An 11,196-nucleotide genomic window follows, 5' to 3' on the forward strand; every position below is an offset into this window, starting at 1 on the left:
CACACCATGATGACCAACCCCACCGGCCGCCTCACGCAAGGCCAGTTCAGCTTCCTGCCCGATTTGACCGACGAAGAGATCGCGCTGCAGATCGAATACGGCCTGCGCAAGGGCTACGCCTGGAGCGTGGAATACACCGACGATCCACACCCCCGCAACACCTACTGGGAGATGTACGGCAACCCCATGTTCGACCTGAAGGATGCCGCTGGCGTCATGACCGAACTGAAGGCCTGCCGCGACACCTTCGGGCGTGGCCACTACATCCGGCTGATGGCCTTTGACTCCACCCGTGGCGTTGAGACCATCGCCATGAGCTTCATCGTCAACCGCCCCAAGAAGGAACCTGGCTTCCGCCTGGAGCGCCATGAAGTCGATGGCCGCTCGGTGCGCTACACCATGAGCGCCTATGCGCTTGGTGAGCCCGAAGGCGAGCGCTACAGCGACTGACCATGAACGCGCCGCTCTACACCATCCCTGGCAGCACGGCCCGTGCTGCGGCTGAAGAGACCGTGGCTGCAACACCTGTGGCGGCCGTCAGCTCTGAAGCCATCCAGGCCCCTGTGCCACGCACCGTGGCCGAGGTGCTGGCCCAAAGCCGCATCGATGATGTGATGGACGAGCTGGAGCGCGACCTCGTGGGCCTGGCCCCGGTCAAGACCCGCATCCGCGACATCGCGGCCCTGCTGGTGATCGACAAGCTGCGCGCAGGCTTCGGCCTGTCGGCGCAGAGCCCGTCGTTGCACATGTGCTTCACGGGCAACCCTGGCACGGGCAAGACCACGGTGGCCTTGCGCATGGCCGAAATCCTGCACCGCCTCGGTTATGTGCGCAAAGGCCACCTCGTGGCCGTGACGCGTGACGACCTGGTCGGCCAGTACATCGGCCACACGGCGCCCAAGACCAAGGAAGTGCTCAAGAAGGCCATGGGTGGCGTGCTCTTCATCGACGAGGCCTACTACCTCTACAAACCCGAGAACGAGCGCGACTACGGGCAGGAGGCCATCGAGATCCTGCTGCAGGTGATGGAGAACCAGCGCGACGACCTGGTCGTGATCCTGGCGGGCTACAAGGACCGCATGGACAACTTCTTCCAGAGCAACCCGGGCATGTCATCCCGCATTGCGCACCACCTGGACTTTCCCGACTACGCCACGCCCGAGCTGCTCAGCATCGCTGACAAGATGCTGGGCCAGCAACACTACACCTTTGGCGAAGGCGCGCGTGAAGCCTTCGACGACTACCTGGGCCGCCGCCTGGAACAACCCCACTTTGCCAACGCCCGCAGCGTTCGCAATGCCCTGGACCGCGCCCGCCTGCGCCAGGCCAGCCGCCTGTTCGAAGACCGCAACCGCGTGCTGACCCGCGATGACTTGACCACCATCGAAGTGGCCGACATCCGATCCAGCCGCCTGTTCGCCGTGCCCACGACTTGATCGAACGATCTTTCGTTCGAGCCCCCACATAACAACTCACAGAGAACCCCCACCATGAACACCACGCCAGTTGTGGAACTGACCGAAGCCTTGGCCTTGAACCTGTCGGGCATGCCGCCCGATGTGGCCCAGGCTTTGAGCGAAACCTTGCTGACCATCGCGCAGGCTTGCGCGGCCATCAGCGAGGTTGCGGCGCAGGGTGCTTTGGCGGGGGCCCATGGCCTGGCGTCGTCCAGCAACTCGCAAGGTGAAGACCAGAAGAAGCTGGACGTGATGGCCGACGATGTGCTGTCGGCGGCGATGGCCGCTTGCCCGCACGTGGCCGGTTGGGCCAGTGAAGAGCACGAGATGCCTTTCGTGTCCGACGAGCATGGCAACCAGGGGCGCTACCTGGTGGTGTTTGATCCGCTGGATGGTTCGTCCAACATCGAAGCCAACATCTCGGTGGGCACGATCTTCTCGGTGCTGCCGCATCCTTACCGCGGCACCACCCCAGGTGAAATGGGCTTTCTGCAACCCGGGCAACAGCAAGTGGCCGCCGGTTATGTGCTGTATGGCCCGTGCACGGTGATGGTGTTGACCTGTCGCCAGGGCGTGCAGATGTTCACCCTCGACCGCACCACCCTGCACGGCGATGGCCCGGCCCGTTGGGTGCTGACCCAGTCCGAGGTGCGCATCCCCGTGACCACGCGCGAGTTCGCCATCAACGCGTCCAACCAGCGCTTCTGGGAAAAGCCCGTGCAACGCTACGTGGCCGAATGCATCGCCGGTGAATCCGGCCCGCGCCACAAGGACTTCAACATGCGCTGGGTGGCCAGCATGGTCGCCGAGGTGCACCGCATCATGACGCGCGGTGGTGTGTTCATGTACCCGCGCGATGAGCGCGAACCGCGCAAGGCAGGCCGCTTGCGCCACATGTACGAAGCCGCCCCCATGGCCTTGCTGGTGGAGCAGGCCGGTGGTCGTGCCGTCAATGGCACGCACGATCTGCTGGAGGTTGTGCCCGACACCTTGCACCAACGCGTGCCTGTCATCCTGGGTTCGAAGGAAGAGGTCGACCGCATCGTCAGTTACCACGCCGATCCGCACGAAAACGTGTCGTGGCAGTTGTTCAAGACGCGCTCGCTGTTCGTTCAACCTCAAGCCTGATCGGGTGATTCGACATGTCTCGCAAACACCCCATCATCGTGGTGACCGGCTCCAGCGGCGCTGGCACCAGCACAGTCAAAAGCACCTTTGACACCATCTTTCGGCGCGAGGGGATCACCCCGGCCGTGATTGAAGGCGACGCGTTTCACCGCTACTCGCGCACAGAGATGAAGGTGAGGGTGGCCGAGTACGAGCGCGAAGGCGTTGCCCTGAGCCACTTTGGCCCCAAGGCCAACGAGTGGGAGATGCTGGGCAAGCAGTACCAGGCCTATGGCGAAACCGGCCGCTGCCAAACCCGCTACTACCTGCACAACGAAGCCGAAGCCGTGCCCTATCAGCAAGAACCCGGCACTTTCACGCCCTGGTCGGACACCCCTGTCGATACTGACGTGCTGTTCTACGAAGGCCTGCACGGCTGTGTCAAGACCGACGAGGTTGACCTGGTGCGCCACGTTGACCTGAAGATCGGCGTGGTGCCCATCATCAACCTGGAGTGGATCCAAAAGATCCACCGCGACACCAAATTTCGCGGCTACAGCAAAGAGGCCGTGTCCGACACCATCCTGCGCCGCATGCACGATTACGTGCACTACGTGTGCCCCCAATTTGGCGAAACCGACATCAACTTCCAGCGCGTGCCGGTGGTCGACACCTCCAACCCCTTCATTGCCCGCGATGTGCCTACCGCTGGTGAGAGCATGACGGTGATCCGCTTCCGCAACCCGCGTGGCATCGACTTCCCCTACCTGCTGTCCATGATCGGCGACTCCTTCATGTCACGCGCCAACACCATCGTGGTGCCTGGCGGCAAGATGGACCTGGCCATGCAGCTCATCCTCACCCCCATGATCCTGCGCCTGATGGAAATCCGCCGCGCGCAGATGCGTTAACCGTGCTTGTGCACGCCCCAAAAATGACCATTCAACTCATCACCTTCGACCTGGACGGCACCATGGTGGACACCGCAGCCGAGATCGCCGAGGCGGCCAACCGCACGTTGGCCGAAATCGGTTTGCCACGGCGCCCTTTGGGCGATGTCACCAAGCTGATCGGCCACGGCACGCGCGAGCTGATGAAGGGCTTGCTCAAGCAGGCCAAGCAAGCGGGTGAGTCCCTGGTGGACACCCTGGACGTCGAAGCCGTCATGCACTGTTTTGAGCGGCACTACAACGACACCACCGGCACCGACAGCCAGTTGTACCCGGGTTGCCTGGAAGGCCTGGAGCGCCTGCGCACCGCTGGGGTGCGTTTGGCCTGCGTCACCAACAAAGAAGTGCGCTTTGCTCACAAGGTGCTGGAGGTGACCGGCCTCGCCCCCTTCTTTCAGATCGTCCTGGGCGGGGACAGCCTGGCAGAAAAAAAACCCCATCCATTGGTGATTGAGTATTGCCTTGAAGCGCTGAATGTGGATAAATCACACACAGCGCATGTGGGCGACTCCTCAATTGACGTGGAGACCGCTCAGCGTGCTGGCGTGGCTGCCTGGGCCGTTCCCTACGGTTATAACGGCGGACAACCCATTGAAGATTCCCATCCTGACGGCGTGTTCACCGACATCGCCCGAATCGCTGACCATGTGCTCAATCTGCGCATGGCCGCTTAATTGTCAACCGACGAGTTAAGGAGATATTCATGGCTGTGACGACCCCCATTGCTGACCTTGGCTGGCACGCTGCACCCTTTCGCCTGAGGGGGGTGGACGGCAAGATGCACACGCTCAAGGAGTTGTCTGGCCGCCATGGCACGCTGGTCATCTTCATCTGCAACCACTGCCCCTATGTGAAGGCCGTGTTGCCGCGCATCATCCGCGATGCCCGCGAGTTGCTGCCATTGGGCGTCAACACCATCGCCATCAACTCGAACGACGAGTCCACCTACCCGGACGACAGCTTTGAGAACATGCAGCGCATCGCTGCCGATATGGATTTCCCTTTCCACTACCTTCATGACGACACGCAAGACGTGGCGCGCGCCTATGGTGCCGTTTGCACGCCTGACTTTTACGCCTTTGATGGCGGCGGCTGCCTGCACTACCGTGGACGCCTGGACGCTTCGGGCCGCGAACCCGCACCTGAAGACGCCCCTCGCGAGTTGTTCGACGCCATGCGCCTGATCGCCTACTACGGCTATGGCCCTGGCGACCAGTACCCCAGCATCGGGTGCTCGATCAAATGGCGGGAGACCGAGCCGGTCGAGGTACCTTCAGGCAAGAAGGCCCTGGCCGCCTGAGCTTCACTCTTCGATCGAGACGCCGCGCATGAAGGCCACGCGGCCCTTGATCTCTTGGGCGGCTTCCTTGGGGTCGGGGTAGAACCAGACTGCGTCCTGGTTGGCATTGCCATCCACGAATAAGGTGTAGTAGCTGGCCTCACCCTTCCACGAGCACATGGTACGTCGATTGCTGGACAGCACGTACTCGCGCTTGAGCGCGCTCTCGGGGAAGTAATGGTTGCCTTCAACCACCACGATGTCGTCACTTTCGGCGACGATCACGCCGTTCCAGATGGCTTTCATGTTTTGCTCCTGATGACCCCTGTCATCGACTGTGCAACTGTACTTCGGTTATCGTGGGCTCCATCCGAGCCTGCTGATTTGTCATGAACCGCGAAGAACCGATTGCCCTTGATCGCCCCGACGTTCGGCCACAGCTTCTGGCACGCTGGCATGAGGCCCGGGGTATCACCGATGCCTTGTTCGACAGCCTTCAACCCGGGGTGCTGTACCAACGGCCCATTGCCGAGCGGCACCGCATCATCTTCTACCTGGGGCACCTGGAAGCTTTTGACTGGAACCTGTTGACCCACAGGCGGGCGGTAGTGGCCTCGGTCAACTCAGGTTACAACCAGTTATTCGCGTTTGGGATTGACCCCGTGGGCACCGGTTTGCCGCAAGATGTGCCGACTGACTGGCCCGATTTGTTGGCCATCCATGCCTACCGCCAATCGGTTCGCGAAGCACTGGACGAACTCATCACCACCTTGCCGATGAGCTCGCCGGGCCCGTGGGCAAGCGGCGGCGAACGCCACTTTGACGCTGCCTGCTTGCTGAACGTGGCCATTGAGCACCGACTGATGCACGCCGAGACACTGGCCTACATGCTGCATCGTCTGCCGCTAGGCGCCTGGCGCGAAGAGGCGGCCATGCCCGCAGTGGCGCCTGTTTTGGCAAGGCCTCCCGCCAGCATGGTCAACATCCCCTCGGGCAGCGTGGTCTTGGGTGAATGTCGGAGCAACGAGCAGGCCTTTGGCTGGGACAACGAGTTCCCGGCGCAGGAGGTCGACGTGCCCGCTTTTGCCATCGACCAGTACATGGTCACCAATGGCCAGTACCTGGCCTTCATGGCCGATGGCGGGTATGAGCGAGCCGATTTCTGGACGCCCCGAGATTGGGTCTGGCGAGAAAACCAAGGCATCAGGCAGCCTGTGTTCTGGCGCTGCGACCGGGATGATGGCTGGTTGCTGCGCACCATGCACCATGAATTGCCTTTGCCCCTGGATTGGCCGGTGTACATCAGCCATGCCGAGGCCAGCGCGTATGCGCGTTGGGCTGGCAAAGCCTTGCCGACTGAAGCTCAGTGGATGCGGGCCGCCGTGGGTTGTCGGCCCTCGGTTGGCGCCGGACAGTGCAATGCCGATTTCCGCCGCTGGGACCCAGAGCCAGTTCAGGCCGCGCAGCAAGTCAGCGACTTTGGCGTGGCCGGGATGTTTGGCAATGGCTGGGAGTGGACATCGAGTGTGTTCGCGCCGGCCGATGGCTTCGAGGCCTTCCCCTTCTACCCAGGCTACTCCCAGGACTTCTTCGATGGGCAGCACTTCGTCCTGAAGGGCGGCTCACCCCGGACTGCCGCCTGCATGCTCAGGCCCTCGTTCCGAAACTGGTTTCAACCGCATTATCAGCATGTCTACGCGGGCCTGCGTTGCGTCAGCGCGGCCTGATCTCCACCCTACCCACGAAAGACTGGCATGGCCCATCCCACCACATCCGCTGCCGCCCAGACCGATGCGTTCGCCACCGATGTCTATGGGGGCCTGACGCAGTCGCCCCAGAAGACCTTGCCGTCCAAGTACCTGTACGACGCGGTCGGATCGGCCTTGTTCGAGGTCATCACGCATTTGCCTGAATACGGCCTGACCCGCGCCGATGAACGCTTGATCAAACAGCATGTTCCCGATGTGTTGGCGGCGCTGGGCCGGGTGGACACGGTGGTCGAGTTGGGCAGTGGCAATGGTCGAAAGACCCGCTGGGTGCTGGAAGCTTGCGCGCAGCGGCAGCCTTGCACTTACTATCCGATTGAAATTTCGGCCACGGCCCTGGCCCAATGCAGCCAGGCCTTGAGTGACATCGTCGGCGTCAAGGTTCGGGGCATTGAGCGTGAGTACCTGCCCGGGCTACAGCAAATGGTGTCCTTGCGCCAGGGCGATGCACCCATGCTCGTGCTGTTCCTGGGCAGCACCATTGGCAATTTTCCTCGGCCGGAGGCTCAGCGATTCCTGGCTGAAGTCCGCAAAGTGATGCGCCCGGGCGATGGCTTGTTACTAGGCACGGACTTGGTCAAGCCCAAGCAGGCTTTGGTCGACGCTTACGATGATCCCCTGGGGGTCACGGCAGCATTCAACCTGAATCTGCTGGTGCGCATGAACAGTGAGCTGGGGGCCAACTTCGATTTGCGGCGCTTCCAGCACGAGGCCCGCTTCAATGTCGACACCAGTGCCATCGAGATGCACATCCGTTCATGCGTGCAGCAGTCAGTCCATATCCCGGGCGCTGGTCTGACGGTTGAGTTTCAAGCGGGCGAAACCATTTGGACTGAAATCAGCCGCAAGTATCTGGCGGCCGATGTGCTGGCGATGGGCGCCTGGGCGGGGTTCACCTCGGCTGGCCAATGGCTTGACGAAGACTGGCCCTTTGCCGAGACATTGCTTGTGGCTGCTTGATGGCGGCCTAGCAGGTCAGTCGTCCCAACCCGCTGGAGGCGTGGGCCAGCACCTCGATGGCCGACCAGTCGGCAGCCGCCACCACGGAGGCTGGGGCCAGCCATGAACCGCCCACGCAAGCCACGTTGGGCAGAGCCAGGAAGCCGGGGGCTGTTTCGACCGTGATGCCGCCGGTGGGGCAAAACAGCGCGTCGGCGAATGGCCCGGCCAAGGCCTTGAGCATGGCCACGCCACCGGCCTGCTGCGCCGGGAAAAACTTGAAGCATTCGAAGCCCGCGTCCATCGCGGTCATCAACTCGCTGGCCGTGGCCACCCCTGGTAGCAGTGGAATGGCCGCCTTCTGGGCGAACTGGGCCAAGGCTGGCGTCAGCCCTGGCGAGACGGCAAATTGAGCCCCAGCGCGCGCCACGTCATCCCACTGCTTGACGGTGGTCACGGTGCCTGCGGCGATCACGGCTTCGGGCACTTCGCGGGCCAGGGTCTCGATCACTTCAAGCGCGTTGGGGGTGCGCAAGGTGATTTCAAGAACTTTCAAGCCGCCCGCGAGCAAAGCACGGGCGATGGGCACCGCATCGGCGGTGCGGTTGATCACCAGCACGGGGATCACGGGACTCAGGCGCATCACGGCCGCCAGCATGTGGTTTTTATTGCTCATGGGTGGATGGGGGCAAAACCAAAAGACATGGCGCCTTGCTCGGCGCCGGTGACGGCATGGCGGAAGCTGCTGAACAGCTCGCGGCCGCTGCCATGGGTGTTGGCGGATAGATCATGCACGGGGACTTCACGCCCTGCCCATTCTGCCTCATCGACCAAGACCGCCAAGGTGCCCGCATCGGCATCCAGCCGGATGATGTCGCCATCGCGCACCTTGCCCAAGGGGCCACCAGCCAGCACTTCGGGCGTGATGTGGATGGCCGAAGGCACCTTGCCCGAGGCACCGGACATGCGGCCGTCGGTGACCAGGGCCACATGAAAGCCCTTGTCTTGCAGGTTGGCCAGGGTGGGCGTGAGCGAATGAAGCTCGGGCATGCCATTGGCGCGCGGCCCTTGAAAGCGCACCACCGCCACGAAGCTGTGTTCCAGCTCTCCGCGCTTGTAGGCCTTGATCAGGTCTTCCTGCTGGTCAAAAACCACGGCGGGGGCTTCAATGAAGCGATGCTCTGGCTTGACGGCGGACACCTTGATCACCGATCGGCCCAGGTTGCCCGTCAGCACCTTCAGGCCCCCATCTTGAGAAAAGGGCGTTGCGAAGGGTGCCAGCACCGCTGCATTGCCGCTGTCGGGTGGCACGGCTTGCCAATGGAGCTGCCCGTTGTGCAACATGGGCGTTTGCGTGTAGTGGTGCAAGCCCCGGCCCATGGCCGTCAGCACCTGGGGGTGAAGCAAGCCGGCGTCCAGCAGCTCACGGATTAAAAAGGCCATGCCACCTGCCATGTGGAACTCGTTGACGTCGGCATACCCATTCGGGTAGACGCGGGCCAGCAGCGGCACGATGTTGGACAGGGCGTCAAAGTCATCCCAGTCGATGATGACACCGGCCGCCCTGGCAATGGCCACGAGGTGCAGGGTGTGGTTGGTGGAGCCCCCCGTGGACAGCAGGCCAACGATGCCGTTGACGATGGCTTCTTCATCGATGACCTTGCCCAGCGGGATGTGGTTGCCACCCAGGTGCGTGATGCTGGCCACGCGGCGCGCGGCTTCGCGTGTCAGGGCTTCGCGCAACGGCGTGTTGGGCGAGACAAAGGCCGAGCCCGGCAAGTGCAGGCCCATCACCTCCATCAGCATCTGGTTGCTGTTGGCCGTGCCGTAGAAGGTGCAGGTGCCCGCCGAGTGGTAGGATTTTTCTTCGGCCTCCAGCAAGGCCTCTTTGCCGATCTCGCCCGCCGCGAACTTCTGGCGCACCTTGGCTTTTTCGGTATTGGGCAAGCCCGAACCCATGGGGCCGCCGGGCACGAAGATGGTGGGCAGGTGGCCAAAGCTCAGGGCGCCAATCAACAGGCCGGGCACGATCTTGTCGCACACGCCCAGGCACAGCACGGCGTCGAACATGTTGTGGGACAAGGCCACGGCGGTGGACAGGGCGATCACATCACGCGAGAACAGGGACAGCTCCATGCCGGGCCTGCCTTGCGTCACGCCATCGCACATGGCGGGCACGCCCCCGGCAAACTGCGCGGTGGCCCCGACTTCGCGCGCGGCCTGCTTGATCCATTCAGGAAACGCTTGCAGCGGTTGGTGCGCCGACAGCATGTCGTTGTAGGACGACACGATGGCGATGTTGGGCTTGCGCTGCTCGCGCAGCCAGATCTTGTCGGCGGGTTCGGCGGCGGCATAGCCATGGGCCAGGTTCGTACAGCCCAACTGCGCCCGCCCTGATTGGTTGGACTTTCCGGCGTCTTCAATGCCTTGCAAATAACGCTGACGCGTGATCGCACTGCGCTGGCGGATTCGCTCGGTGATGGCCAGAAGCTGGGGATGGGTGTTCACGGCTTGATCAGAGGTTTTCATCGGGGTGCTGAAAGCATACGGCGTTAAGATGCCCTGTGCTGAATTCTGGCACCACATCGTCCATTGGGGGAGTTTGAAGCATGAATCCAGTCAAGGTCATTGGCATGGTGTTGATCGTGGCAGGCACGCTGGGTTTGGTCTATGGTGGCGTGAGTTACACCAAAGAGCACCAGGCGGCCAAAATCGGCCCCATTGAGTTGTCCATGAGTCAGAAGGAAACCGTGGCCATTCCCACCTGGTTGAGCGTGGTGGCCATTGTGGCGGGCGCGGCCTCGCTGCTCTTGCCCAGCAAACACTGAACCTGCGCCCGGATCGATTTGTCCTCATGACCGGCGCGTTTTCAAAAGCTTTCGATGCAGCGCGCATCCTGGCGGCTCGCCGTGCTTCAGGTGAGCAAGGCACGCGCCTGCCTCAGGCCTGCCGACCTCAATCCCTGGGCGAGGCTTTTGACATCCAGGCGGCGGTCACGCAACAACTTCAGGCCCGCATCGGTGCGTGGAAGTGCGCCTTGCCCCAGGAGGGCCGGTTGACGGCCGCCCCCATCTACGCCGACACGGTTCACACGGCCAGTCCCTGTGCGGTCTTTGCCCGTGAGGGGCAGGTGCTGGTCGAGCCCGAGTTGGCCTTCATCCTGGGCCAAGACCTGCCCGCACGGGCCACGCCCTATCGCCCAGACGAAGTGGATGCCGCCATTGCGCGCACGCACATCGCCCTTGAGTTGATCGACAGCCGCTGCACACCTGCCGAAGCGGCTCAAGCCAGCTTTGCCGAAAAACTGGCTGACGGTTTGGTCAACCAGGGCTTGTTCCTGGGGCCGCAGGTTGACGCCGGGCGGGCAGGCGGGGCCACTGAATTGGCGATCCGCGTGCGCCACGCGTCTGGCGCTGAGCACTTGCAACAGGGGCGCCACCCCAATGGTTTGCCAAGGTCGCCACTGTACTGGCTGGTGGAGTTTTTGCGCAGCCGAGGGCAGGGCCTGCACGCTGGCCAAGCGGTGATCACCGGTTCTTACATGGGCAGCTTCACTTTGCCTTTGAATGAAGCCGTGGCCCTTCAATTTGGCGATCTGGGGGCCCTGAAGGTGCATTTCACGCGCCTGACATCGGGCCCGTTCCGTGAGCCGTCCAAGCAGCAGTGAGGCCGTTCGGGCCTGGGTGGACGCACTGCGC

The 11,196-nt window shown here is 62.7% G+C and carries 13 protein-coding genes; 10 read left to right on the top strand and 3 right to left on the bottom strand.

Going from position 1 to position 11,196, the window contains the following annotated elements:
* Window positions 1-6 precede the first annotated feature (6 nt).
* From PSV38_RS13595 to PSV38_RS13620, 6 genes are read left to right on the top strand one after another with little or no spacing between them, the layout of a single operon-like run.
* The gene (locus tag PSV38_RS13595) at window positions 7-450 is read left to right on the top strand and encodes a ribulose bisphosphate carboxylase small subunit (protein WP_300548270.1); all 444 of its coding nucleotides are present in this window, start codon (window positions 7-9) and stop codon (window positions 448-450) included.
* A gap of 2 nt (window positions 451-452) precedes the next feature.
* Window positions 453-1,436 carry a CbbX protein gene (gene cbbX, locus PSV38_RS13600; protein ID WP_300548272.1) on the top strand — a complete coding sequence of 328 codons (984 nt, stop codon included), beginning with the start codon at window positions 453-455 and terminating at the stop codon, window positions 1,434-1,436.
* A 54-nt stretch (window positions 1,437-1,490) separates the two neighbouring features.
* Window positions 1,491-2,585 (top strand): class 1 fructose-bisphosphatase, encoded by a 1,095-nt coding sequence (locus PSV38_RS13605; protein WP_300548274.1) that lies wholly within the window; start codon window positions 1,491-1,493, stop codon window positions 2,583-2,585.
* 14 nt (window positions 2,586-2,599) lie between these two features.
* Window positions 2,600-3,475: a phosphoribulokinase gene (locus tag PSV38_RS13610; protein WP_300548276.1), complete on the top strand. Its 876-nt coding sequence runs from the start codon at window positions 2,600-2,602 to the stop codon at window positions 3,473-3,475.
* A 23-nt stretch (window positions 3,476-3,498) separates the two neighbouring features.
* Window positions 3,499-4,188, top strand: coding sequence for a phosphoglycolate phosphatase (gph, locus tag PSV38_RS13615; RefSeq protein WP_300548277.1), 690 nt, complete (start codon window positions 3,499-3,501; stop codon window positions 4,186-4,188).
* A 29-nt stretch (window positions 4,189-4,217) separates the two neighbouring features.
* Window positions 4,218-4,814, top strand: a complete 597-nt coding sequence (locus PSV38_RS13620) for a thioredoxin family protein (RefSeq protein WP_300548279.1) — start codon at window positions 4,218-4,220, stop codon at window positions 4,812-4,814.
* A 3-nt stretch (window positions 4,815-4,817) separates the two neighbouring features.
* Here the strand turns inward: PSV38_RS13620 and PSV38_RS13625 are convergent, their stop codons facing one another.
* The gene (locus PSV38_RS13625) at window positions 4,818-5,099 is read right to left on the bottom strand and encodes a DUF427 domain-containing protein (protein ID WP_300548281.1); all 282 of its coding nucleotides are present in this window, start codon (window positions 5,097-5,099) and stop codon (window positions 4,818-4,820) included.
* A gap of 83 nt (window positions 5,100-5,182) precedes the next feature.
* Here PSV38_RS13625 and PSV38_RS13630 point away from each other — a divergent pair, with 83 nt between their 5' ends.
* Window positions 5,183-6,520: an SUMF1/EgtB/PvdO family nonheme iron enzyme gene (locus PSV38_RS13630; RefSeq protein WP_300548283.1), complete on the top strand. Its 1,338-nt coding sequence runs from the start codon at window positions 5,183-5,185 to the stop codon at window positions 6,518-6,520.
* A 27-nt stretch (window positions 6,521-6,547) separates the two neighbouring features.
* Window positions 6,548-7,519, top strand: a complete 972-nt coding sequence (gene egtD, locus PSV38_RS13635) for an L-histidine N(alpha)-methyltransferase (RefSeq protein ID WP_300548285.1) — start codon at window positions 6,548-6,550, stop codon at window positions 7,517-7,519.
* A gap of 7 nt (window positions 7,520-7,526) precedes the next feature.
* Here egtD and eda read toward each other — a convergent pair whose 3' ends face one another.
* Together eda and edd are read right to left on the bottom strand one after the other, a co-directional pair.
* Window positions 7,527-8,174, bottom strand: a complete 648-nt coding sequence (eda, locus tag PSV38_RS13640) for a bifunctional 4-hydroxy-2-oxoglutarate aldolase/2-dehydro-3-deoxy-phosphogluconate aldolase (protein WP_300548287.1) — start codon at window positions 8,172-8,174, stop codon at window positions 7,527-7,529.
* Window positions 8,171-10,027: a phosphogluconate dehydratase gene (edd, locus tag PSV38_RS13645; RefSeq protein WP_300548288.1), complete on the bottom strand. Its 1,857-nt coding sequence runs from the start codon at window positions 10,025-10,027 to the stop codon at window positions 8,171-8,173. The genes eda and edd overlap by 4 nt, the downstream gene beginning before the upstream one ends.
* An 80-nt stretch (window positions 10,028-10,107) precedes the next feature.
* Between edd and PSV38_RS13650 the strand changes: the two genes are divergently transcribed.
* Both PSV38_RS13650 and PSV38_RS13655 read left to right on the top strand, forming a co-directional pair.
* The gene (locus PSV38_RS13650; protein WP_300548290.1) at window positions 10,108-10,326 is read left to right on the top strand and encodes a hypothetical protein; all 219 of its coding nucleotides are present in this window, start codon (window positions 10,108-10,110) and stop codon (window positions 10,324-10,326) included.
* A gap of 26 nt (window positions 10,327-10,352) precedes the next feature.
* The gene (locus tag PSV38_RS13655; protein ID WP_300548292.1) at window positions 10,353-11,165 is read left to right on the top strand and encodes a fumarylacetoacetate hydrolase family protein; all 813 of its coding nucleotides are present in this window, start codon (window positions 10,353-10,355) and stop codon (window positions 11,163-11,165) included.
* The last annotated feature ends 31 nt before the right edge of the window (window positions 11,166-11,196 follow it).

It is taken from the genome of Aquabacterium sp., assembly GCF_029946005.1.
Taxonomy (GTDB): domain Bacteria; phylum Pseudomonadota; class Gammaproteobacteria; order Burkholderiales; family Burkholderiaceae_C; genus Aquabacterium.

Coding starts and splice junctions, on each gene's coding strand:
- PSV38_RS13595 (WP_300548270.1), top strand. CDS start 7: ATGATGACCAACCCCACCGGCCGCCTCACGCAAGGCCAGTTCAGCTTC.
- cbbX (WP_300548272.1), top strand. CDS start 453: ATGAACGCGCCGCTCTACACCATCCCTGGCAGCACGGCCCGTGCTGCG.
- PSV38_RS13605 (WP_300548274.1), top strand. CDS start 1,491: ATGAACACCACGCCAGTTGTGGAACTGACCGAAGCCTTGGCCTTGAAC.
- PSV38_RS13610 (WP_300548276.1), top strand. CDS start 2,600: ATGTCTCGCAAACACCCCATCATCGTGGTGACCGGCTCCAGCGGCGCT.
- gph (WP_300548277.1), top strand. CDS start 3,499: ATGACCATTCAACTCATCACCTTCGACCTGGACGGCACCATGGTGGAC.
- PSV38_RS13620 (WP_300548279.1), top strand. CDS start 4,218: ATGGCTGTGACGACCCCCATTGCTGACCTTGGCTGGCACGCTGCACCC.
- PSV38_RS13625 (WP_300548281.1), bottom strand. CDS start 5,099: ATGAAAGCCATCTGGAACGGCGTGATCGTCGCCGAAAGTGACGACATC.
- PSV38_RS13630 (WP_300548283.1), top strand. CDS start 5,183: ATGAACCGCGAAGAACCGATTGCCCTTGATCGCCCCGACGTTCGGCCA.
- egtD (WP_300548285.1), top strand. CDS start 6,548: ATGGCCCATCCCACCACATCCGCTGCCGCCCAGACCGATGCGTTCGCC.
- eda (WP_300548287.1), bottom strand. CDS start 8,174: ATGAGCAATAAAAACCACATGCTGGCGGCCGTGATGCGCCTGAGTCCC.
- edd (WP_300548288.1), bottom strand. CDS start 10,027: ATGAAAACCTCTGATCAAGCCGTGAACACCCATCCCCAGCTTCTGGCC.
- PSV38_RS13650 (WP_300548290.1), top strand. CDS start 10,108: ATGAATCCAGTCAAGGTCATTGGCATGGTGTTGATCGTGGCAGGCACG.
- PSV38_RS13655 (WP_300548292.1), top strand. CDS start 10,353: ATGACCGGCGCGTTTTCAAAAGCTTTCGATGCAGCGCGCATCCTGGCG.